Genomic DNA, 21980 nt, shown 5'->3' with positions numbered 1-21980 from the left:
GTCCACTCTACTTCAGACATGGCGCCAGACGCAACGATTGTTTGACTTTGTTGCGTCTGGCGCAGGCAATCAACAAAGCCTAACCAGTCAGCCATTGACAGAGATTAGGAGTTGCCAATGTCCCTCACCTCCCCCGCACCCGTTTTGCAAGATGGCCTGGCGTCGCCTCGAAGGCACCTGGCTGTTGCGATGATCCTTCTGACGATCGTTCTTGTCGTCTTGGACGGAGCCATCGCCAATGTTGCCTTGCCCTCGATTGCGCTTTCGCTTCGCGCGCACGCGGGTAGTACCGTATGGGTCGTCTCGGCCTATCAGTTGGCCGTGCTCGTCGCCATTCTTCCTTGTGGCGCGCTGGGTGAAATCTACGGCGCACGGCTAGTCTTTTTGGTCGGCGTTGCGCTATTCACCGCAGCCTCCGCGGCGTGCGCTTTGGCGGGTAACCTTCCGCTGCTGATCCTCGCCCGTTTCGCGCAGGGCTTGGGGGGCGGCGCGATCATGGCGCTTGGCATGATGAACCTGCGCACAGCCGTGCCGCAGCAAATGCTGGGACCGATCATCGGCATCAATGCCATGGTCATTGCCATCTCGGCGGCTGCCGGTCCAGGCATTGCCGGCGCAATCCTCTCTGTGACGAACTGGCCCTGGCTGTTTGCGGTCAATCTGCCGCTCGGCGCCATCGTTCTCATCGGCGGAGCTCTGCTTGGGAAAATCGAGGGCGCCAAGCGAAAGTTGAACGCGAAGGCCTTGCTCGCCAACACACTGATGTTCATTTTGTTCTTCTGCGGGGCAGACCGTATCGCGACCGCACCAATGAGCGGCAGCGTTCTTATCGCCACCGCGCTGGTCTGCCTCTTCGTCCTGCTGCGCGTCGAAGAGAATAGCGACGCCCCGATCGTCCCGACGGACCTGCTTGCGGCGCCGGCATTCCGCGTGGCGGTGATCGCATCGGTATTCTGCTTCTGTGGCCAGATGCTGAGCTACATCGCACTGCCTTTCTACCTTCAGCACACCTACCACATGACGCCGATCCTGGCGGGTCTCTACATGATGCCCTGGCCCGCCGCGACCGCCATCATTGCGCCGGTTTCGGGACGCTTGGCAAATCGCTTCAAAACGGCATGGCTCTGCGCCATCGGCGGGGCACTGCTGGCTCTGGGCCTCTTGGTAGTCGGTCTCGCCCCACCCGACCCGAGAGGCATCGCATTCGTCGGCGGAACGGTGATCGCAGGCCTCGGTTTCGGACTGTTTCAGACTCCCAACAACCGAATTCTACTTCTGTCTGCACCGAAAGCCAGAAGTGGCGCGGCGGGCGCCATGCAAGGCACAGCGCGGCTTCTCGGCCAAACCCTTGGCGGGATATGCATGTCGATCAGCTTCGCAATACTGCCGTTGTCGGCTGCGCTCGAATCTGCGGTCGTCATTGCCAGCGTTTGCGCGGCAATAGCAAGCCTAGTCAGCCTGAGCCGGGCTCGCTACGAGGTGGCGGGACAACCTCGAACTGCTTAATGGCACGGGTCGTGGCCGTCTTGGGACAGAAGGCGTTCTATCGAAAGCAGGCGTTGAACGTCTTCGGCGTCCAGCCGCCACGGGGTAAACATCAACGAGGGACCCACTGAGCCGGCCGGCTCGTATGACAAACCGCCATATCCCTCGCCTTGGTAGGATGCGAACCGGCGACTGTCATATTAAGCCGACGACAGAGGGCTCAAAAGGAATTATGCGGTTAAGCATGGACCATCCCGGCTCTTTCGCCGCCGTCCATAGGTTTTTGCAAATTAAAAGAAACCGGCCGATTTGCACCGGCCGGCCGATGTCAGGCATTCACAAAAAGATCGCTGGTGAAATACTGCTCGGGCGGCAGCGGATCCTTCACCGTACCGAATTCCGCGAACATCTTATTAAAATCCGACAGCCACTTGTTGACGGTGCCATCCTTAGTGAAAGCGTCGAGTTCCTTGCTGGTCAGGATCTTCCGGCTGCGCGCGACCTTCTCCGTCGCGTCTGCCGGAGCAGCGATGAAGGCTGTCGTGATCTCTATGGAACGGTCCAGGTTTGCCGCACGATAATCCATCGCCTTTTTCATGACGCGGAGGAATTTCTTCACGAGTTCGGGATTTTGTTCGACGATCTCGTTGCGGGCGACGAAGGTGTTGATGAACGACGTCTGGGGATAGAAGTCCTGGTTGGATGCCAGTTCCTTCATGTCGGGAACTCGTGGCTTGATCGCGTCGATCAGCGGATACCAGATGCCGGCACCATCGATTTGTTTCGACGTGAAGGCGGCAACCACCGTCGACGGATCCATCGGCACGACCTGAATATCGCCGATCGTCATACCGGCTTTGGTCAGCGCCATGCGCAAAATCATGTCGCCGGACGTGCCCTGGGGAACACCAACCTTTTTGCCCTTCAGACCTTGGATCGAGCCTATACCGGCTTGAGCGATGACGCGGTCGGAGAAGCCGATATCGTTGACGCCCAGCACCTTTGCCTTGCCGCTAGCCGGAAGCCACAAAGCACCCGGGCCGATTGTGCCGAAATTCAGGCTGCCCGCGCCCATCGCCTGGATCTGGATCGGACCGTTGGTGAAGACCTTGATGGAGGGCGTAACGCCTTCGGCTTCCCAAAGTTTCTGATCTTCAGCAATTGCCAACACGCTAGCATTCGGGAAATCCGGAATATAGCCGATCGTCATGTCGACCGATTGTGCGGCTGCTTTTCCGATCGAAAATGCACTCACCGCTGCCACGGCAGCAGTGGTCTTCATCAGGTTACGTCTCGTCAGCATGTTCATTTCCTCCTTGTGACAGCCGATGATGAACGCGAGATCAAGCAGCGGCCGGATGGTAAACCGATCGCCAGACCTCGTTGCGCAATGTCGAAAATTCCGGCGAAAGGCGCATCTCCTCGGTGCGCGGATAAGGCAGATCGACCGGTATGATCCTGTGAAGCCTGCCGGGCCGTGCCGCCATGACCACAACGCGGCTCGCCAGATACACCGCTTCGTCGACATCGTGGGTGATGAACATGACGGTGCGGCGCTCCTTGCTCCATGTAGCAAGGAGCTGATCCTGAAGCTGAACCCGGGTCAGAGCATCCAAGGCGCCGAAAGGTTCGTCCATGAGCAGGATCTTCGGGTTTACGGCATAGGCCCGCGCAATCGCGCAACGTTGCTTCATGCCGCCGGAAAGCGTCTTTGGGAGGGAATCAGCAAAATCACTGAGCCCAACGAGAGCGATGAAATGTTCGGCGATCTTGTGGCGCTCTCCTTTCGCAAGTCCGGCTATCTTCAGACCGAACTCGACATTCTCCCGGACCGTCAACCAGGGAAAGAGTGCATATTGCTGGAAGATAACGCCACGTTCGGGCCCTGGTCCTTTTACCGCCACGTTGTCCACCAAGACCTGCCCGGATGAGGGGACAGTAAGGCCTGCTGCGATGTTCATTGCGGTCGACTTACCGCAACCGGATGGGCCAACGACGGTGATGAACTCCCCGTCCTCGATGTCCAGACTGAGACCCTTCAGCGCAGTGAAAGATGTCTGTCCGGCAAGGCTGAACGTCTTGTTGACGTTCTGAAACGAAATCTTCGTGCTCATAGCTTTTCCTGCCATGCGGTCAGTACACCATCGATCGCGATGACGATCCGGTCCATGATGAGACCGAGCACGCCGATGGCGATGAGGCTGACGAAAATCGTTGGAAGATCGTAGTAGAGTTGGGCCTGCTGCATGCGGAAACCCAGGCCCGATTGTGCCGCGATAAGCTCGGCGGCCACAACCGTTGCCCAGGACGAACCGAGACCAATGCGGATGCCGACCATGATATAGGGCAGCGAGGCCGGCACGATCACGCGGCGGAAGATGGTGAAGTCGTTAGCGCCAAGCACACGGGCGGCATTGATTAGCGTCTTGTCCACATTGACGACGCCCTGATTGGTAGCAACCACGCTCGTCAAGAACGACGCCAGAAAGATAACGAAGATCTTCGGCATTTCGTCTATGCCCATGGTCACAATCGCCAGGGGAATGATGGCGAGCGGCGGGATCGTGCGGAAAAACTGGACGTATGGCTCGACGATGCCGCGAGCAATCCGGTACCAGCCCATCAGGAAGCCGACGGGGATGGCCACGATAATGCCAAGTGCAAATCCAGTGAAGACGCGGCAAAGGCTTGCCAAGGCATCGGACCACAAAAGCCCATTCTGCGCCTGGATGACCGCCTGCCTCGCAACCGCGAGCGGTGTCGGCAAGCCGACGACACCCTGGGTCGTCACCAGAGCCCAGACCGCAATTCCGACGAGGACTGCAACGATATTAATCGCCAGCATGCCCACCGAGCCGGACAGCAGAGATGGCCGTGCCGCAGGCTCAGGATTTTCTTCATGTGTTGCAATCGACAAAGTCATGCCTCCCTCGCGAAAGCCTGTCGGAATTGCGGGTTTCGATTGGTCATCGGGCGTCCGCCATGACATCGCGCGTCTTGAAGTTCGACTCGATCAGCCAGTCTCGCATCACGTCGAAGAGCTGCTGCTTCTGTTGAGCGTAATCGGGATGGCCCCAGAGGTTGTTCACCTCCTTGGGATCGTTCTCGAGATCAAATAGCTGTCCGTCCGTCGACCCCTTGAAGTGGACAAGCTTCCACCTGTCGCTTCTGACTCCGGTCATGAATTCAACGCCTCCGGCCATTGCGACATCGCCGATCTGCTCGCAGAAGACATGGGCGCGGGGTTTCCAGTCGTTGCCTTCCAGCGCCGGCTTGAGGCTCCTCGCCTCGAATGTTTTCGGAGGCGCGATGCCGGCATATTCGAGGATTGTCGGACCGAGATCGAAAAGTTGGCAAAGTCCGTCGATCGATCGGCCGCCTTCGAAGCGGCCGGCGGTCGACCAGATGACCGTCGGCACACGGGTGACGATGTCATACATCGACCACTTCTGGATCAGCCCGTGCTCGCCCAGGCACTCGCCATGGTCGGAGGTGAAAATGACGATTGCGTCCTCCAGATAGCCTCGATCCTTCAGTGCCGAGAGAAGCTCGCCGACCTTTTCGTCGATCAAGGTGACGTTTCCGAGATAGTGTGCCCAGAGCCGGTGCATCTGGTCCGGTGTCGGATCAAGGCTCCAGACGACGGAATCGTGATCGACCTCGACGTCGTGCTCCCGCTTGTCCTTCAGTTCCTGGTGCAGTGATTGCAATTCCTCCGGAGTGGGCTTCGGTAACGGCAGGTCGTTGCGCTTCATATAAGCTTCAGAGTAGCGCGCCGGCGGATCGAAAGGCGGGTGCGGTCCCGGGAAGCCAACCTGCAGGAATAGCGGTTCGGTCGGCGGATAGGTATTGACCCACCACTTGGCCATGTTTCCGACAAAGGCGTCCGCGTGCAGCGCGTCGGGAAGTTCCCAATCGAAGCAACCGAGCCGCTCGCGATAATCGTCAAGCGTACGGTAGGATTCGCGCTGCTGCTTGACGAGGCCGTTAGCGGCAAGCGCCTTGTCCCACTCATCAAAGTACCAGCGGCCTTCCATGTAGCGGTCTTTGTTTTCCACGACGTAACGCTCGTGGAAACCTGAATCGGAATTGTAGGGTATTGTGTGCATCTTGCCGACATTGACGCAGCGATAACCCGCCTCCCGCAATTGCTCGACCCATGTTCGCTGCCATTTCTGCCCATTCGCTAGCACGCCGGTCGTATGCGGGTAGTAGCCGGTAAAGAGGCTCGCACGTGAGGGAACGCAGCTCGGCGCGGTGATGTGGCAGTTGGTCAGCGCCACGCCTTTTTCAACGAGTGCGTCGATATTCGGGGTCACGGCATAAGGGAAACCGAGCGCCGCAATGGAATCGTAGCGTTGCTGGTCCGTCATGATCAGAATAATATTCGGCCTTTCAGCCATGCCTTCTCCTCCGCCACGCCGATCTCCGGCGTGGACTTCTTTCGCGTTCAAACAAGCAGGCGTCGTCCCTCTCCGCTTGCCTCTCTATCAAAAAAAACATAAAGTTATCGATAACGCAACGATCACTTTGGCGCATTTTTGGCAATGGACCTCAATACTGTCGAAAAGGGAGGGCGCAACGCGCCGACACTTGCTTCCATCGCCGAGAAGGTGGGCGTTTCCGTCAACACGGTTTCGCGTGCATTACGCGCGCCAAACACGGTCAGGCCGGAACTTCGCCGCCGTATCAATTCTGCAATGGAGGAGCTGAACTACGTGCCGAACCGCCTTGCCGGCGGGCTCTCGAGCACGCGTTCCGATATTGTCGCCGTCGTCGTGACTTCGCTTTATTATTCGGAATTCGCGAGCATCGTCGATTCCCTGCAATCCGCTCTCCTGGAGCGGGACATGCAGGTCATGCTCGCCAATACGAGGTACGATGCCGACCAGGAACAGCGGCTTGTTCGCTCGCTTCTCAGCTGGCGTCCGACGGCGGTGGCCATCATCGGCGTCGATCACCCTCCAAAAGTGGTCGAACTCCTCAAGGCATCCGGCATTCCAATCATCGAAATGTGGGACACGGGCGGTGAGGTGATCGATACGGCCGTCGGGTTCGATCACACCGCTGTTGGCGCCGCGCAAGCCGACCACTTGATCGCGGGAGGGTATCGGCGGCTGGCTTTTGTCGGCAGCGTCCGCGAGAACGACAAGCGCGCGCAGAAGCGCTTGAGGGGGCTGGAGGATGGAGCGGCCCTCGCCGGTCTCCCGAGGATTGTCACGCACACGGACCAGCAGGGCGGCAGCTCCGAACTCGGAGAACGACTTGCACATGAACTTCTCGAGTACCACCCGGAAATCGATGCGATCGCCTGCAACAGCGACGTGGTCGCCTTCGGCGTGCTTCGCGCGTTGAAGAAGCTTGGCAAGCGCGTGCCGGAGGATATCGGCGTTGTCGGGTTCGGCGACAATGAAGCAGCCAGTTGTGTCAGCCCGGCGCTCACGACGATCCGCCCGAACCGTGAGACAATCGGCAAGCTGACTGCCGAAGCAATATTCGCGCGGATTAACGGCGTGCCGCCCAGCATCACTCTCGTGGACTGGAAGCTCGTCGTGCGTGAAAGCGCCATTCGCAAGGAGACGAGATGACCAGACGAATAGCCACTTCCACCGATTGACGGACGATTCTCCCTAAGCAACAGAAACATGAACAATCCCGCCTCCCTTGAGCGAAGTCATTCTCATCGTCTGCGGTTGTCTCGTGGGTATCGCCGCCGGCTGCTCAGTCAGCGCCATGAGCTGGGTGTCGAAGATGCTTCATAGCCTGATTTTTCAGATTCCCTTCGGGTCCTGGCTGAGTTCGTCGCCGATCGAAAACAAGTTGCTGCTCCTGACCGCACCAATTGCAGGCGGAATAACCCTTGGCATTTTACTGCTTCTGTGGCTCTTCCTCACTTTGTGTGGTTAACAGGATGTTAGCGCCTGGACTGCTGTCGGTTTGCAATTAACCGGGTCTTCCTCAATTTGTGTGGAGATCGGTCAATTTGATTGGCATCATCCGCGCTCTGAGAAGCTCTGGTCCCGCCCTGCCGTACATTGCGCGCTTGATGGTCTTCAGTCGGTTTATCTGGCCTTCTGCCTGACCGTTGCTCCAGGGCAAGTCGATGGCGAGACTGCGTCGATATCACGGCGAAGTACACGGGCAAAACGGGCTAAGAAAGCGAACCCAGAATGAATGGCATCCTCGATCCATGGGCAAGTTTCGCCGACGTTCGGCCACGAAATATGCCGCGAAATCGCATGGCGAAGCTGCGCAATACAGCAAACGTCCGTGATCCCTGTTTGAGGGTATCGACTTTCCGCGCCTGATTGATTGTCAGTGCGCCGCGCGGCTTGATGCAGAGAGTAGCGGCGACAATGGGTGATATCAAATGACCGGTTTGCGGATNGAAAGTGGCCGCGGAATAAGATCGATCACCTGAAGAGCGCAATACAGCAAACGTCCGTGATCCCTGTTTGAGGGCATCGACTTTCCGCGCCTGATTGATTGTCAGTGCGCCGCGCGGCTTGATGCAGAGAGTAGCGGCGACAATGGGTGATATCAAATGACCGGTTTGCGGATCACGGACAAGCAAATTGTCAKGTACTCTGTCCGAGAGCCCAGTTCGGGCCGACGCCGCATCATCCTTATCCTCATCCGTTTGCGACCTCTCGGCACGGCGCCATGTTGCCAGGAGACGTTCAAGATTAGAAAAGCTGCCGGTGTATCCKCGGTGCTTTAGGTCATGAAACAAATGGCGACCACGGCGGTTGCCATCCTTCCAACACTGGGTGAGGAACGCTTCGAAGTATAGAGGAGATGTCGGCTGTAGCGTGCCCCTGCGTCGATCGGGTGGGNCGACCACGGCGGTTGCCATCCTTCCAACACTGGGTGAGGAACGCTTCGAAGTATAGAGGAGATGTCGGCTGTAGCGTGCCCCTGCGTCGATCGGGTGGGGTTTCGAACGTCAGCCATTTCGTGATGCTTCGTCGGCCATATCCTGTGCGACGTGCAATGTCCRAGCAGGTCAGGCCTTCTTTGCTCAAGGCGTGTACTGTTTCGAACACAACGATGATCGTGCCGTAGCGCCACGATTTCCTCCAACTCCAGTCGTCGATTCCGATGATCCGCGCTGGGGGGGCGTCGACCCGTGAAGCACTGCGCTTCAAGTGCCGAAGGATGGTGTCGTCGAGAGCGGGAAAAAGCCGGGGGTCACGCTGCCAGGTCGAGCTTTGCATTTTTGAGACGGCCGTCGGCGACGGCGGCTCGAACCTGCAGGACCCGATGAGTCAGGCCTTCTTTGCTCAAGGCGTGTACTGTTTCGAACACATCCTTCCGAGACTGTCGATGCGCCCGACGAAGCTGATTGCGCCAAGGAGTCTCAGGCGTCCCCTCATGCAAAGCCCGATCGTCGGGATCGTTCTCGATGTCCTCGTCTGGTAGCAGTGGCCGGCCTGTAGCTCGGCCGGAGAGGCTCATCTGTTCCTCGATTGCAAGACGAAGATTCTGGATGAGATGAAAGCGGTCTGCCACCTGAGACGCTGGTGGGGCACCTTCACGAGCGGCCTGCGCGTAGAGCCCGCATCGATCTAGGCTGACGACCTCAATAGACGGGTGCCGCTGCTCCTGGCGGATGGACGAGACCTATATCCAGGTCAAAGGCAAGTGGACCTATTTCTACCGCGCTGTCGATAAATTCGGCAAAACCCTTGATTTCATGCTGTCTGAGCACCGCGATGAGGCCGCAGCCAGCGCCTTCTTCGCCCGCGCGATTAAGAACAATGGCTGGCCCGAAAAGGTCGTCCTCGACAAGAGCGGCGCGAACCTGGAAGGATTACACAACATCAACTGGCTACTGCTGTTGCATGGATGGTTCTGGCTGATCGAGATCCTGCAGGTCAAATACCTCAACAACATGATTGAGCAGGACCACCGGTTTATCAAGAAGCTGACCCGCCCCATGAAGGGCTTCANTCAAATACCTCAACAACATGATTGAGCAGGACCACCGGTTTATCAAGAAGCTGACCCGCCCCATGAAGGGCTTCAAATCTTTTCAGTCTGCGTCAGCAACACTAGATGGTATCGAGGTAGCTCACATGATCCGCAATCGGCATTTTCAACCAGTGGCCAATCGGCATTTCAGCAATTCGCCGCACTCGCTGCATAAGTGTGTCCAGCGATAGCCGTTCTGCGGCCTTTCCAAAAACTTGCGACAGAACCTTCGGATCTGGATATCATCCCCGCAGACCATGCGACATCACTTTTTAAGCTGTATTCGGCCAAGGGATGGAGCCGGGAAGAGCCGCTGGACAAGAACTTGCCGATCTCGGAGCCGACAGTTCTTGCCAACGCCCTGCAGCTGATCGTCGACTCTGCCGTGCGCAGCAAATCCGACCTCCTGAGCGTAGAATTCACTATGAAGGCCGGCGACATAGAAAATCTTACCGCCTTGCCCCCAGTATGGTTTTCCAGAAATGCTGAGGTCATAGGCCACAAGCTGCGTGATACCGTGACGGATCGCACCACCGGAAGCCTCAACCATTTTGCCCTTCCCATCGAGGAAGTGATATCAAACCGACTTGGGTGGAGGGACATAAAGTAGAATGGCTCAGCCACGACCGGTTGTCCGATCGCTCATCCATCCTCACTGGCAGTCTTGCAACCCAGGGGTCGGTTCCGGCTGGGTGCGAAATGACACTCTAAGCCCTTGCTTCCTTGGGCCAGAGATATTCGCCAGTCAGTAATATATGTGCCCAACCCAGCGGAGAGATATGCGCCAGAAGTTCGGGCGGCACATCAAGTCCGTCATTCCGGCGCTCTGCGGCTGCTGCATGTCGATGTCGAGGATCCACTCTATAATAAAGAGTGTACGCTCCACCGGCCAACTTCCCGCAGCGCAACCGCCAGATCGTTCTGGCGTGGATAGGAGGCAAGCTTGCGAAGCTATTGGCTCGGCTTGATCTTGCCGGGGGCCATGGTCGCGGCGCGGCGGAACAGGTCGGGCCAGTTCGCGATGATCAACTCCTCGCGGATCTTGCCACCGACCAGTTTGCGCAAATCCTAGAGCCCATTATTCATACCTCAGAGCTTCAACAGGATCGAGTTTGGCAGCGCGCCAAGCGGGGAAAAGCGTCGCCAGAAATGACAGGACGAGCGCCATCGATATAACCAATAAGGTTGCGCTGAGATCCATCTTGGCTGGCAGTGTGTTCAGGAAATATAGCTTCGGATCGAATATAGTTGTGCCGGACAGCCACGAAAAGAATTGCCGGNAGGTTGCGCTGAGATCCATCTTGGCTGGCAGTGTGTTCAGGAAATATAGCTTCGGATCGAATATAGTTGTGCCGGACAGCCACGAAAAGAATTGCCGGATGCGCTCGACGTTCAGGCAAATAACGATGCCGAAGGCAACACCTGCAATGGTGCCAGCAACTCCGATAGCAGCCCCAGTCATCAGGAATATCCGGAGAATGGATTTTCGCGTTGCGCCCATGGTTCGAAGGATGGCGATATCGCGGCCCTTGTCTTTCACAAGCATAATGAGACCGGAGATGATGTTCAGCGCCGCAACAAGCACGATCAGCGTCAGAATCATGAACATGACNGCGATATCGCGGCCCTTGTCTTTCACAAGCATAATGAGACCGGAGATGATGTTCAGCGCCGCAACAAGCACGATCAGCGTCAGAATCATGAACATGACATTACGCTGCACTTGCAGGGCGGAAAAAAATGTCTGATTTCGTTGACCCCAGTCCGTCAACATGACCGAGCGTTGCGTCGCTTCTTCAATCGGCTTCTTCAATGCATCGACATCGTCCGGTCTATCGGCGAATATCTCGATTGATTGAACCTTATTGTCCTGATTGAAATAGAGCTGTGATTCCTCAAGCGGCATGAACACAATGGAGGCGTCATATTCTGACAAGCCAATCTCGAAAATGGCGGTAACCGGATAGGATTTGACCCTCGGCGCCATCCCGAGCTGCGTTACATCGCCATCGGGTGAAATCAGCATCAACCTGTCACCGAGACCCAAGCCCATGTTTTCCGCCATGCGCGTGCCTATTGCTACGCCGCCTGCGGTGTTAAAGCCCTGAAATGTGCCCTGCCGCACATTCTTTGACACAAGTTGTAGCTTGGCGATGTCGTCTTCACGCAAACCGCGAACGAGCGCACCCGACCCTGCCCCGACATTGCCTTTTGCCAGAACCTGACCCTCGACGACAGGGATCGCGAAGGATACGCCTGGCACAGCATCGACGCGTTTGATGACTGCGTCGAAATCATCCATTGGCCCGTCCATTGGCTGCATGATGACATGGCCGTTGATTCCGAGAATGCGGGTCAAAAGCTCAGCCCGGAAACCATTCAGCACCGCCATGACGATGATGAGTGTCGCCACGCCAAGCATGATTCCCGTGAACGAGAAACCGGCGATAACCGAGATAAACGTTTCCTTGCGCCGGCCACGCAGATAGCGCCAGGCGATCATGCGCTCATAGGCGGAAAACGGCTTTGAGCCTGATGGAGCGGTTGCTACTTGTTCTGTCATAAAGTTCAGCCTGATGCTTCTAGATGACCGTTACATTACGGCGATTAGTGAACCCAAATCTTAAAGCAAGAACGCTTGCCCAAGGCGATCCGCTCCGACAACGGCCTGCCGTTCGCCAGCCCCAACGGGCTCTACAATCTCTCCAAGCTCTCGGTCTTCTGGCTCAGGCTCGGAATCACGCTCGAACGCATCAAGCCCGGCCATCCGCAGCAGAACGGCCGGCATGAGCGCATGCATCTGACACCTCGAACGCATCAAGCCCGGCCATCCGCAGCAGAACGGCCGGCATGAGCGCATGCATCTGACACTGAAGAAGGAAACAACCCGACCACCCGGACGGACGTTTCTTCAGCAGCAGGCACGCTTCGACGAATTCGTCAGTGAATTCAATCGCGAGAGGCCACATGAGGCGATCGGCATGAAGGTGCCTGCCGATCTCTACAGCGCCTCTGCGCGGCTGCGGCGCGACAATCAGGATGAGAATGCACGTCAATCAAGATGAGAATCTGTCAGCCCTTCTGGAACGTAGGGAGGGCGTAGCCCTGCCGGAGTTCCAGCAGGGCTGACGGCGAGATTTTTCGGCTCGTTTGTGTATCGCGGCCGGCCCAGTATCGAGGTGTATTCCTGAGAGGAGAAGATCGAGGATTCGGCGATGGGCCAGGTGCTGGCGCATCAAAAAGAAGCTCCGACAGAGGAGTCGGGGAGAGTATACGTCGGATGCTAGAGATGCAGGCTCTAAAAAAACTAACGGCTGAAAAATAGGACTGACGCACAAGGAAATGAAGGCTTGTTTGGGCTAAGCTGAGCCAGCGGAAAATAGGATCGACTTTTCCAGTCGCGACCGCCATCCACAACCAACCGTCCAATATGGTGACCGACTTCCGCGAGCAAGGAGAATTTTGCCATGAAACGCAGGACTTTTCTCACTGGAAGCGCTACCTCAGTGGCCGCACTATCTGTGCAGCCGGCCTTGGCGCACTACAATCCCCCGCTAAATGATCCGCCAGCACCGGGCGAATTGGCGGCGACCGCGGCCCGGTTGCGTGAACAATTCATGAAAGATTTCGAGCCCGCCTATATTGAAAATGTAATCGTCCCACATTTTTTGGTTAGTGTTTTCGAGGGTGAGCGGTCCTTTCTTCCTATGATTGATCTCGCACTCACCAAAGAGAACGCTCTGCCTAACGATTTGTGGGGTCTTCTCAGCCAAACCTGGCGGCCCGCTCCTGAAGATGGGGTGACAGTGTTCCTTCAGGGGTTGGAGAAGCGGGGACCAGACAATCGCCGAAAGCGCATTTACATGTCGGCGGTAACGCCGGATCTTTACCGGGAAAAATACGGCGATAAGGTCAAAGGTTTTTTCGACCAACTTCTGTCCGATTCCAACGCCGGACGGCCATTGATGCGGAAATACTTGGATTCGTTTTGGGACCTGTATTGGGACCTGCACTTAGGTGTCTCACATGACGAGATACCCGAGCGCGTTCGCCAGATCGGCGCGAGTTTCAATACGGTTCTTGCCTATCGTGATCCCACTCAACGCATTGTATATGAAAACTATATGACCGTGCGATCCCACCTCGATTTTTTGAAGTCATGGATCGATGAAAAACTCGCCGATATTGAGTCCGGGAAGACAAAAGACCCCGAAAAGACCTTCGCCTTTTATTGGATAAAGAACGGCGAAAACAGTCAGTATTTCAATCACAAGGACGTGGTCTTCGAATGCTTCCATAACTTCGTGGCGTTCAGCCAGTGGGGCAACACGATCTACAACATCATGCTCCGGCTGGCCAACGGCGTGGGTGATCCGGAGATAAAAGCTTCCTTCAAGCAAACTATGGAAGGCAATCCTGATAATGCAACCGGTGCCCCCTTTACGCCCCTGGAGGCGTTTGTCATGGAGTTGTTCCGCCTGATCTCCCCGAATGGCGGCAGTATTTCCGCACTCGGAGAAACTCAGTCACCGCGGTTCGATCGTCACGGTTACATCATCAGTCCGCACACCTCGACGAGCCTCGACCCAGTGCATTGGACAAACCCGGAGAAATTCGATCCGTCCCGATATGCTAACGCCCCGACAAGTTCCGATATTGACGAGGCTAGGGCGAAACAGATTGGCTTCGCCAAGTGTCCGTTCGACTTGACGTCGTTTGACGTAAAAGACGGGCGTAAGGCTTCGCTTCACAACAGCGGCTTTGGAACTGTGTTTGGAGAGGCAGATGGCAAGATGCTACCCGTCTGCGACTACGCCGGCTTTGCACCATTTGGGTTCGGTTACCGTCGTTGTCCGGGCGAGCAATTGACCATTCAGGCCTTCGAGGACTTCCTGAGAAAGGTGTGGAAAGACAAGATTGAGTTTAAAAAACTCAACATTGCCAACCCTGAGCCGCTGCCGATCGGGCCAACCACAGTTATTGGTGACGATATTGGCTTTGCTCGGGTAGTGTAATTTGAAGCCACAGAGTTCTGTGCTGCTGGTCGGTGGTCGAATAGTTTGTAGTGTTGCTGCCGAGTAGATAACTCGACCCTCTCCGGGTGTTGCAACCACACCCGTGACAAACGAGGCCGGGACGAATCTTCGTCCCGACCTTCCTCTGCCAGTACCTCAGTGGTCAGCGGTGAGAGACGAAGTGGAAAAATGTAATGCATGTCAGGGGAGCGTCAGGTTGGAGTGGTTGCACTTCCGAACCTGTCTGCTCTATGTGGCCGAAGCTGCGACGCGGGGGCATCCACCCGTGCGCCTTTAGGTCCGCGGGGATGCCCTCCAAATGGAGCTCGAGGCAGACGCCTGCATATCCCGCGGGCAGACTAGGCGGAATCCAGCAAAAGGGCAGCGCTATTGGTACCACATTTCGTCGCCAGCCGTAGCGGTTGAAGTAGTTGCCGCCGCGGGGGCATCGAACCGGATCCCCGCGGGAAGACCGTCTCGAGATGTTTCTTAGTCCGGCTCAGTCGGTTTGGCTTCAGAAACTACCCCTCCCTTTAGAAGCTTCCCTATCGCCTTGAGGCGGGCTTCGGCGTCCGAGAGCCGGTGAACGAGATCAACAGGAGTGCTGCAAGTGCCATCATCGAAAAAATTGCCAAGCATCTCCGTCGGCGTGACACTCAGCACTTTGCAAAAGCCAATCAATGTCGAAACTGACAGGCGGTTTATCCCTTTCTCGTACTTTTGTACCTGCTGAAACGAAATCTGTGCCGATTTTCCAAGGACGGTCTGGCTCATCCCGCGGATGAGGCGGATTTCGCGCAGGCGCCCCCCTATTGCTCTTTCGATATCTGCTGATCCCTTTTTCGCTGCCGGCATTTCCATCCTCCGTGCTGAACCAGTGACGTGAATTCAATGCGAACGTTCGCCGCACTCACCCTGCGCAGAATTTTGAGCTTTTAATATTCATGATTTTAGTGCACTTTTAAATTGACCTGTCCACTACCTTTCATTGTCTATTGTTGAGGAGGTTCATGGAAATGAACTCTGACAGCGTCGTCGGTCGCCGGTTGGGCGGCAAGCACGATTTTCGCACCGAAGTCACGTCTGGCATGCGCATTTGTGTTCGGTGCGGCAGGCCAAAAACCAAGCGATCCAAGATGATGATCTGCGAGGACAGCCGTCGGACGCGACGCGGCAACGTTGTTAGCGCTTCTTCGGCCTCCGTGTGAGCACCGGCTGTTCGTAGTGCCACGCGAACACGAGAGCATAGCGTCTTGTCGATGCGTGCTGCTCCGTCTCGTTGTGCGACTGATTTCAGAACGGGGTTGTGATACGTGCCCGGCGTGTTGTCAACGTCCTGAGAATCTGTAACTTCACTTCGCCATGTCTTGTATCAGGCCGCATTCGCCGCTGCGGAACGCCATCCTCAAAAATGGCGCCTCGTGGAGCCATCAAAGCCCAACTTAGACACAGTTGCTAGTGAGTAAAGGGAAGATAAGCTGCGCAGCCAACGCCAGTGAACGACGTGTCCCGGCAAGGCTACGCGCGATCCATTCCTGAGGTGTCGCTTCGCAACCAATATCCATCACGACATTATAAGGACTAATCTGATGCCTCGTTCAGGGCGCCGGACTTATGCGCTGAGTGACGAAGTCTACGACCTTTGGCGGGGTTCCGGCTGGCGATGCGCCGATTCCTTTCGTTCAGCGAAGCCGCGCTTGCTGGGGCCGGAGTTACCTCGCAGCAGTATCAGGCCCTCCTGGTAGTGCGCACAACGGCCGGGTGGAGGATAAGGGTTCGGGATTGGCCGAACAGATGCTCATGCAACATAACGGCGCAGTGCAACTCGTCGAACCGCATGTGTTCTGCGGGCCTTGCGATAACCTGATCTCGGATCGTCTGCTGATGCTGGGCATGGTATCTTAACAGACAGAGGCAGCGATCGGCGTGGCCATCCTTAACCGAATGCTCGACTGCGGACGCCCGAAATCCGGTCGCTGCCAAGCCTCGACGGGAGCAACCAAATAAGCGGACCCATCAAAAACCAGATTCCGCAAATTTGCTGATCGCTGCAGCAACGCTATCTAGGATTGACTTGTGTCAGAGAGCAGGCGCTTGCAGTCAATTGAACTCCTAGACGTCGGAAATCCAGGACAGTCTCGCGAGACCTTCCGTGATTTTTCTAGAGACCATTCAGTTTTAAGCGCAAAGCTAGCAAATCTATGAACGCCCGCACCTTTGCTGGAGCGAGTCTATGTTCCTGCCAGAGAGCGTGAATTGGAACAGGTTTGGGTTCGAAATTTTCTAGAACCAGCTGTACCTTTGATGTCGCGACGAGATGATTTATCTGCCACAGCGGAGAATATCCGAGCCCCAAACCGCTACTTGCCGCAGAATAGATAGCTGTCATCGAATTTGATCGAAACGAACCTTGCACCTTTATGAGGCGAACTCTCCCGTCAATCTGAAACGACCACTGCCCGGGCTGGCGATCGACCGTCCGAACAAGGCAATTGTGATGCCGTAAATCTCGGGGATGTCCTGGCCAACCGCTTTTTGCGAAATAAGACGGCGCACCGAAGACCACTCGTCGCAGAGAGCCCAGCTGCCTGCTCTGCAGTCCGGAATCAGGGAGGTCGGCGATCCGAATTACTAGATCGAGCTTTTCAGTCGCGAGATCACTGAATTCGTCCGAAAGTTGAAGGTCAATCTCCGTCTGGGGAAACGATGTCATATATTCGGCAATGATCGGAACCAGAAACTTAGGTCCAAACAAAATGGGAGCCCCAACTCGCAATACCCCCGAGGGCTCCGATCGCCGATTGGCCACTTGCTCCCTGGCTTCCCGGATCTCCCCAATTGCAGGCTTGATCCTTTCGTAAAAGACAGCGCCCGCCTCGCTGGGCTGACAGTGTCTCGTCGTCCTGTGGATAAGGACCACGCCAATGTCTTCTTCTACCGAAGCCAGAGAGCGGCTAATGGCTTGCAACGAGCGCCCCAGTTGGACTGCTGCCTCCGTCAGGCTCCCGTGGTCTACCACGGACAAAAAAGCTTCCAAGTCTTCCAAGCGGCTCAAAACTATCTCGCAAATCAAGAGAGAGTATCACAATCAACGCAGATTGTTACGATAATCGCGAAAATATATCATCAGTCGTGAAATGATTGAAGGATAAAAGGCATGACAGACTCGAAATCCATTTTTCTCGTCGTCGGGGCCGCGGGTAAATTTGCGCGGTTACTGATCCCTGAACTACTCCGACGAAATTCTACTGTTCGCGGGCTTGTAAGAAACGCCGAACGCGGCGACCTCGCGCGATCCTGGGGCACAACTCAAATTGCAATCGGCGATCTGCGAAACCCCGACAGCTTGAAAAGAGCTGTCGAAGGCGTCGATGGCATTTTTCACATCGGTCCGGCGTTTGCTCCAGACGAGGCGGCAATGGGGATCGCGCTGATTGAGGCGGCTACGCGCGGCGGTGTTCGTAAGTTCGTATTCTCTTCGGTAATCCAGCCGACGAATACGCGCCTAAAGAACCACGCCAGCAAAATTCCAGTGGAAGAGGCACTTTATTCCTCTCGGCTCAACTACACCATTCTGCACCCCGCAAATTTCATGCAGAACATCGGTTTGACGTGGTCTTCGATCCTGCGAACCGGGGAATTTGCCGAGCCGTTTCCGAAGGAAACTAAGATTGCACGAGTGGATTATCGCGATGTCGCCGAAGTCGCCGCAATCGCCTTAACGGAGGCAAAACTGGACTTCGCTACATTGGAGCTCTGCGCCGGTATGTTCAGTCGTCTCGAGATAGTATCAATTCTCACAAAGGAACTCGGGCGTCCGATCGCCGCTCGCGAGCCCACCTTTGAACAATGGGCAAAGAATACCCCTCTTCCGTACAATGATCAGCAGATCCATCTGCTGTCGAAAGTCCATGAGCACTACCGAGAATTTGGGTTAGGAGGCAACAGCCTTTCGTTAGCGGCGGCCCTTGGTCGCGAACCACGCTCAATGTCTCAGTATATCGCAGAGCTCGCGCGTCAAACGCTTGCTGAAGAGGGAACCAAACTAAAGGACCACAACAATGCATGAAGGAAACTATCCACGTGCGAGATTTAGAAGGCTTCCGCCGGCTTCGGGGCGTTTTGTTACGCCTTTCGTCTTGTCCGTTTTCATGTCGGGGATCGTCTCGGCCGTTGTCACGATAAAAGGCGTTGGGCTCGGTGCTGAATTTCTAAACAATTGGCCCGGTGCTTGGGGGGCGTCGTGGATCATCGCGTTCCCCAGCCTTTTGCTTCTTCTGCCGATCGTCCGAAGGATTGTATCCGCGATCGTCGAGCAACCCGCTGGCTGATCCAGGCACTATAGGAAGCTGAGAACTCTGTTTGCCTCGGATTTCTTCCATGGACAATACTTTGACGATCGACAAAGGGGAGAAACGCGGATGAAAGCAATCCGTATCCACAGCTATGGCGCGGCAAGTGAGATGAAACTCGAGGAGGCTCCAATGCCGACTTGTGGTGACAACGATATACTCATCCGCGTCGCCGCCTGTGGCGTCAACCCAATCGACTGGAAGATACGGGCTGGGTTTCTGTCGCAGGTCCTTCGATATCATATGCCCCTGATTCTGGGTCAGGAATGTGCGGGGATAGTAGATGCCGTCGGCAAGGACGTCACAGCGTTCAAGGCAGGTGACGCTGTCTACACGATGGTGGGCTTTGACCATACCGGGACTTATGCGGCGTATGTCGCCGTCGACGCTTCTCGGGTCGCGTTGATGCCGACATCGCTGTCGTTCAACGAAGCTGCATCGATGCCTCTGACAGCCTTGGCGGCGTGGAACGCAGTTGAGGCGGCGCAGCTTAAGCCCGGGCGGCAGGTGCTGGTCCATGGCGGTGGCGGCGGCGTCGGATCCCTGGCTATTCAATTTGCCAAGCGGCTCGGTGCCCACATTACGACCACGGCCGCCACCAAAGACAAGACGCTGGTAGAAGAACTTGGCGCTCACTTTGTGATTGACTACCAGACAACCGATTTCTCATCGCTCACCGGCAATATGGACGCCGTGATCGACACCGTCGGCGGTAATGTGCAGGAAGCTTCTTGGAAGACGCTTATGCGGGGTAGAACCTTGGTCGCGCTCACAGAACCGCCGTCACATGAACAGGCTGCAACCCACGGCGTCAAAGCCGAGTTCATCTTCACGCAGCCAAGCGGCGAGACCCTCGCGAGGATCGCGAGTTTGATCGATGTTGGCGTGGTGAAGCCTCTTGCGATCCGCTCTTACGATTTATCTCAAGCGGCGGGCGTGCATGAGCGTGGAGAAGGAGCACGCCTGAGTGGTCGCACAATACTGCGCGTAGCCCAATAGTTAGCACACATTACGCGAGCGGGCGCCGTCTTGCGGCTTTTGCGGTCGTCGCGCGCAGGGCCGCCAAGGTCGGCAGGGTACCCATTTGGACCTTTACGCCAGCACTGCATTGGCGAACAGCCGGTCTCGCGACGAAACGCGGTACTGAATTCCGCTTCCGACTCAGAACCGACCGAGAAGCCAATACTGGCGACGCTGTCGTCGGTGCGGTGCAGGCGCTCAGCCTCTAGGCGCATCCGCCAGCTGGCGAGATAGTCGAGCGGCGTCTGTCCTACTACCTCTCGGAATCGTTCGGCGAAGGTAGTCCGCGACATTCCAGCAAGTTTGGCCAGCTCGAGGAGCGTCCAACGCCTCGCTGGCTCGGCGTGCTCAGCAATGAAAGACATCATCTACCAAGAGGGGTAACCATGTCTCAAATATTGGCAAAGCGACAGGAAGAGTTTCTGAAAACAATTTCGAATAACCACCGACTAGAAATGTTAAAAAACCTTCTTCGGCGGGAGATGTCCGTCGGCTCGTTGGCGGAGCAAGTAGGGCTCTCTCAATCAGCTCTGTCTCAACACCTCTCCAAGCTGCGAGAGCAAGGACTGGTCACAACCCGTCGCGATGCACAGGCGATTTACTACTCCTGCGATGATGCCGGGGTCGTGAAAATCGTGTCCACTTTGGCCGAAATATTCCCCAACCATGCTGTAAAATATTCGGGCGACGGCCATGTCGTAGAGCCGAGACACGTTAGCCATAAGTAAGAAAAACACACTTCTCGGGTCGAATTCTTGGTGCGTGGTTTGAACCACGCCCAAGAGGGCGTCCTCAGCAGCACTTCCTCGCCTGACCCGCTCGCGTTTCCTGCTTCGACATTGCGCATTGAAGCGCCGGCGCTTTTATGTCCTGACGAAATCAAGTGGAAAGCCGTTGAACGGTTTGATCTCCTTTAGCACAAAGGTCGTTTGCATTTCCTTGATGCGAGGCAGCCGTCGGATGACAGTCATTGCAAATTCAGCATACGTATCGAGGTCGCGTGCGACGACGTGCAACATAAAGTCCGCATCTCCAGCTATCGAGTAGCATGCCACGACCTCCGCAAGCTTCGTGATGCCGTGGGAGAATTCATCAGCCTCTGCCTCGCTATGACTGTCGATTTTGATGCGTACGAAAGCCAGGACACCGAGACCGATTTGACGTCTGTCTAGTATGGCTTTGTATCCTTTGATGACACCTCGTTCCTCCAATTGTCGGACACGACGCCAGCACGGCGAAGTGGAAAGGCCCACGTCGGCGGCCAATGACTGGTTGGTCAACCTTCCATCCTCTTGCAAGGTGTTGAGGATTCGCTTGTCAATCGGTTCGAGGTCCAAAGATGGTGCACCCTTCCAACAAAAATGATTATGGAGGTAGACTTTACCGAATATAGGTTATTGCGAGGTAAATAAGGCAGGATTTACCTGCCAGGATCGATTAATCTCCTATGCAACGGCGTTCCAGTTTCTGGTGGAAATGTGAAAGAAGAAGTACGTGTTGCCATTATCGTTAATCCCCATTTGCCAATTGGGCTTATGGCAAACACTATTGGCGCGGTTTCAATTGGGCTCGGAGCAAAACGACCCGGACTCGGTGGAAGCAAACTAACCGATCTGAGGGGTCGGACGATCAACGTCAGCTCGAACCGCCCGGTGCCCATCCTTCAGGCGACATATGAGGAAATGGCTCGCCTGTTGTTGAAAGCTATTGCTCAGGCGGATGATCACACGGTCGTTCCATTTCCTTCTTTCGCGCGATCGCTACACGACTATGCAGACTATGAAGCTGTCTTTCCGAGCCGTGACTTGGCAGAGGAAACCATCGATGGTCTTGGAATCGCTGGCCCATCGAAATGGGTCAAATCGCTCACGGGATCACTTAAATTGTTGCGGTGAGACCTCGGGGATTTGCGGCTATCTTCCAACGCACAGAGATTCGAGCTGTCCCGGCGACACTGGCAACTTAGTTCAAATTTGGTGTCGGATGGTCGCGTTTTTCAATTCGGATCGTATCCCAACGAGTGGTGCTTGGTAATCCCCCCGCAAATTAACGGGCTTCAAAAGTAGAATTTTCTCGGGCTTTATGATCGAGGAGATTTTGATGAAGACGAGCAGATTTAGCGAACCCCAAATCC

At 55.9% G+C, this 21980-nt stretch carries 20 protein-coding genes and 8 pseudogenes; 12 read left to right on the top strand and 16 right to left on the bottom strand.

The genetic code is table 11. From position 1 onward, the window contains the following. Positions 1 to 189: 189 nt before the first annotated feature. A complete protein-coding gene (locus ASC97_RS22880; protein ID WP_057470651.1) occupies positions 190 to 1506 on the top strand; it encodes an MFS transporter in 1317 nt (438 codons plus the stop codon). A gap of 307 nt (positions 1507 to 1813) precedes the next feature. Here ASC97_RS22880 and ASC97_RS22875 read toward each other — a convergent pair whose 3' ends face one another. The 4 genes from ASC97_RS22875 to ASC97_RS22860 all read right to left on the bottom strand — a co-directional run bounded on the left by ASC97_RS22875 (position 1814) and on the right by ASC97_RS22860 (position 5888). Further along, complete coding sequence (locus ASC97_RS22875; protein WP_156390430.1) at positions 1814 to 2788, bottom strand: aliphatic sulfonate ABC transporter substrate-binding protein; 975 nt, start codon at positions 2786 to 2788, stop codon at positions 1814 to 1816. Positions 2789 to 2828: 40 nt separating this feature from the next. Beyond that, complete coding sequence (locus ASC97_RS22870; protein ID WP_057470650.1) at positions 2829 to 3599, bottom strand: ABC transporter ATP-binding protein; 771 nt, start codon at positions 3597 to 3599, stop codon at positions 2829 to 2831. Next, a complete protein-coding gene (locus ASC97_RS22865; RefSeq protein ID WP_162246710.1) occupies positions 3596 to 4330 on the bottom strand; it encodes an ABC transporter permease in 735 nt (244 codons plus the stop codon). The genes ASC97_RS22870 and ASC97_RS22865 overlap by 4 nt, the downstream gene beginning before the upstream one ends. A gap of 121 nt (positions 4331 to 4451) precedes the next feature. Continuing rightward, positions 4452 to 5888, bottom strand: coding sequence for a sulfatase family protein (locus ASC97_RS22860; protein ID WP_057470649.1), 1437 nt, complete (start codon positions 5886 to 5888; stop codon positions 4452 to 4454). Positions 5889 to 6032: 144 nt separating this feature from the next. Between ASC97_RS22860 and ASC97_RS22855 the strand changes: the two genes are divergently transcribed. After that, a complete protein-coding gene (locus tag ASC97_RS22855; protein WP_057470648.1) occupies positions 6033 to 7073 on the top strand; it encodes a LacI family DNA-binding transcriptional regulator in 1041 nt (346 codons plus the stop codon). A gap of 370 nt (positions 7074 to 7443) precedes the next feature. Here the strand turns inward: ASC97_RS22855 and ASC97_RS34470 are convergent. The 3 pseudogenes from ASC97_RS34470 to ASC97_RS34760 form a co-directional block, all read right to left on the bottom strand. Further along, positions 7444 to 7872, bottom strand: a pseudogene (locus ASC97_RS34470) (transposase); the annotation flags it as partial. A gap of 1 nt (position 7873) precedes the next feature. After that, positions 7874 to 8321, bottom strand: a pseudogene (locus ASC97_RS35535) (ISL3 family transposase); the annotation flags it as partial. Between the two features lie 355 nt (positions 8322 to 8676). Then, positions 8677 to 9081: pseudogene (locus ASC97_RS34760) on the bottom strand (transposase); the annotation flags it as partial. A 7-nt stretch (positions 9082 to 9088) separates the two neighbouring features. Here ASC97_RS34760 and ASC97_RS34930 point away from each other — a divergent pair. After that, a pseudogene (locus tag ASC97_RS34930) lies at positions 9089 to 9437 on the top strand (IS6 family transposase); the annotation flags it as partial. A gap of 1 nt (position 9438) precedes the next feature. Continuing rightward, positions 9439 to 9650, top strand: a 212-nt coding sequence (locus tag ASC97_RS34925) for a DDE-type integrase/transposase/recombinase (RefSeq protein WP_443216769.1), incomplete at its 5' end; no start/stop codon positions are given. A 74-nt stretch (positions 9651 to 9724) separates the two neighbouring features. On the opposite strand, the gene ASC97_RS34465 is transcribed toward ASC97_RS34925, so the two are convergent. The 5 genes and pseudogenes from ASC97_RS34465 to ASC97_RS35515 all read right to left on the bottom strand — a co-directional run. Then, entirely contained in the window at positions 9725 to 10009 is a 285-nt protein-coding gene (locus tag ASC97_RS34465; protein WP_162246709.1) for a hypothetical protein, read from the bottom strand. Positions 10010 to 10166: 157 nt separating this feature from the next. Further along, positions 10167 to 10419 (bottom strand): annotated as a pseudogene (locus tag ASC97_RS33295) (Tn3 family transposase); the annotation flags it as partial. A gap of 118 nt (positions 10420 to 10537) precedes the next feature. Next, positions 10538 to 10739: pseudogene (locus ASC97_RS35525) on the bottom strand (FtsX-like permease family protein); the annotation flags it as partial. A 1-nt stretch (position 10740) separates the two neighbouring features. Next, a partial coding sequence (locus tag ASC97_RS35520) for an FtsX-like permease family protein (protein WP_443216768.1) occupies positions 10741 to 11068 on the bottom strand: 328 nt, incomplete at its 3' end. A gap of 4 nt (positions 11069 to 11072) precedes the next feature. Further along, positions 11073 to 12022, bottom strand: a 950-nt coding sequence (locus tag ASC97_RS35515) for an ABC transporter permease (protein WP_443216767.1), incomplete at its 3' end; no start/stop codon positions are given. Positions 12023 to 12097: 75 nt separating this feature from the next. Between ASC97_RS35515 and ASC97_RS33290 the strand changes: the two are divergent. Together ASC97_RS33290 and ASC97_RS22815 are read left to right on the top strand one after the other, a co-directional pair. Continuing rightward, a pseudogene (locus ASC97_RS33290) lies at positions 12098 to 12479 on the top strand (hypothetical protein); the annotation flags it as partial. Positions 12480 to 12926: 447 nt separating this feature from the next. Next, positions 12927 to 14474, top strand: coding sequence for a hypothetical protein (locus tag ASC97_RS22815; RefSeq protein ID WP_082530111.1), 1548 nt, complete (start codon positions 12927 to 12929; stop codon positions 14472 to 14474). A gap of 489 nt (positions 14475 to 14963) precedes the next feature. On the opposite strand, the gene ASC97_RS22810 is transcribed toward ASC97_RS22815, so the two are convergent. Further along, positions 14964 to 15329: a helix-turn-helix domain-containing protein gene (locus ASC97_RS22810; protein WP_082530110.1), complete on the bottom strand. Its 366-nt coding sequence runs from the start codon at positions 15327 to 15329 to the stop codon at positions 14964 to 14966. Positions 15330 to 16379: 1050 nt separating this feature from the next. Here ASC97_RS22810 and ASC97_RS34155 point away from each other — a divergent pair. After that, positions 16380 to 16481 (top strand): annotated as a pseudogene (locus ASC97_RS34155) (IS5/IS1182 family transposase); the annotation flags it as partial. Between the two features lie 154 nt (positions 16482 to 16635). On the opposite strand, the gene ASC97_RS22800 reads toward ASC97_RS34155, so the two are convergent. Beyond that, entirely contained in the window at positions 16636 to 17511 is an 876-nt protein-coding gene (locus tag ASC97_RS22800; RefSeq protein ID WP_274534169.1) for a LysR family transcriptional regulator, read from the bottom strand. A 120-nt stretch (positions 17512 to 17631) separates the two neighbouring features. Between ASC97_RS22800 and ASC97_RS22795 the strand changes: the two genes are divergently transcribed. The 3 genes from ASC97_RS22795 to ASC97_RS22785 all read left to right on the top strand — a co-directional run bounded on the left by ASC97_RS22795 (position 17632) and on the right by ASC97_RS22785 (position 19825). Then, complete coding sequence (locus tag ASC97_RS22795; RefSeq protein WP_057470638.1) at positions 17632 to 18543, top strand: NmrA/HSCARG family protein; 912 nt, start codon at positions 17632 to 17634, stop codon at positions 18541 to 18543. Then, a complete protein-coding gene (locus tag ASC97_RS22790) occupies positions 18536 to 18805 on the top strand; it encodes a DUF2798 domain-containing protein (RefSeq protein WP_057470637.1) in 270 nt (89 codons plus the stop codon). The genes ASC97_RS22795 and ASC97_RS22790 overlap by 8 nt, the downstream gene beginning before the upstream one ends. A 90-nt stretch (positions 18806 to 18895) precedes the next feature. Beyond that, positions 18896 to 19825: an NADP-dependent oxidoreductase gene (locus tag ASC97_RS22785; protein WP_057470636.1), complete on the top strand. Its 930-nt coding sequence runs from the start codon at positions 18896 to 18898 to the stop codon at positions 19823 to 19825. Here ASC97_RS22785 and ASC97_RS33280 read toward each other — a convergent pair. Further along, positions 19750 to 20211, bottom strand: coding sequence for a helix-turn-helix domain-containing protein (locus ASC97_RS33280; RefSeq protein WP_274534167.1), 462 nt, complete (start codon positions 20209 to 20211; stop codon positions 19750 to 19752). The two genes, ASC97_RS22785 and ASC97_RS33280, sit on opposite strands and share 76 nt — an antisense overlap. Before the next feature lie 21 nt (positions 20212 to 20232). On the opposite strand from ASC97_RS33280, the gene ASC97_RS33275 reads away from it, so the two are divergent. Continuing rightward, positions 20233 to 20574 carry an ArsR/SmtB family transcription factor gene (locus ASC97_RS33275; protein WP_082530108.1) on the top strand — a complete coding sequence of 114 codons (342 nt, stop codon included), beginning with the start codon at positions 20233 to 20235 and terminating at the stop codon, positions 20572 to 20574. A gap of 135 nt (positions 20575 to 20709) precedes the next feature. Here ASC97_RS33275 and ASC97_RS22775 read toward each other — a convergent pair whose 3' ends face one another. Beyond that, positions 20710 to 21183 (bottom strand): Lrp/AsnC family transcriptional regulator, encoded by a 474-nt coding sequence (locus tag ASC97_RS22775; protein ID WP_057470634.1) that lies wholly within the window; start codon positions 21181 to 21183, stop codon positions 20710 to 20712. A gap of 141 nt (positions 21184 to 21324) precedes the next feature. Between ASC97_RS22775 and ASC97_RS33270 the strand changes: the two genes are divergently transcribed. Next, positions 21325 to 21741, top strand: coding sequence for a DUF2000 domain-containing protein (locus ASC97_RS33270; protein ID WP_082530107.1), 417 nt, complete (start codon positions 21325 to 21327; stop codon positions 21739 to 21741). Positions 21742 to 21980: the final 239 nt, after the last annotated feature.

It is taken from the genome of Rhizobium sp. Root1203, assembly GCF_001424945.1.
Taxonomy (GTDB): domain Bacteria; phylum Pseudomonadota; class Alphaproteobacteria; order Rhizobiales; family Rhizobiaceae; genus Rhizobium.
This window is presented reverse-complemented; position numbering and strand designations above follow the sequence as displayed.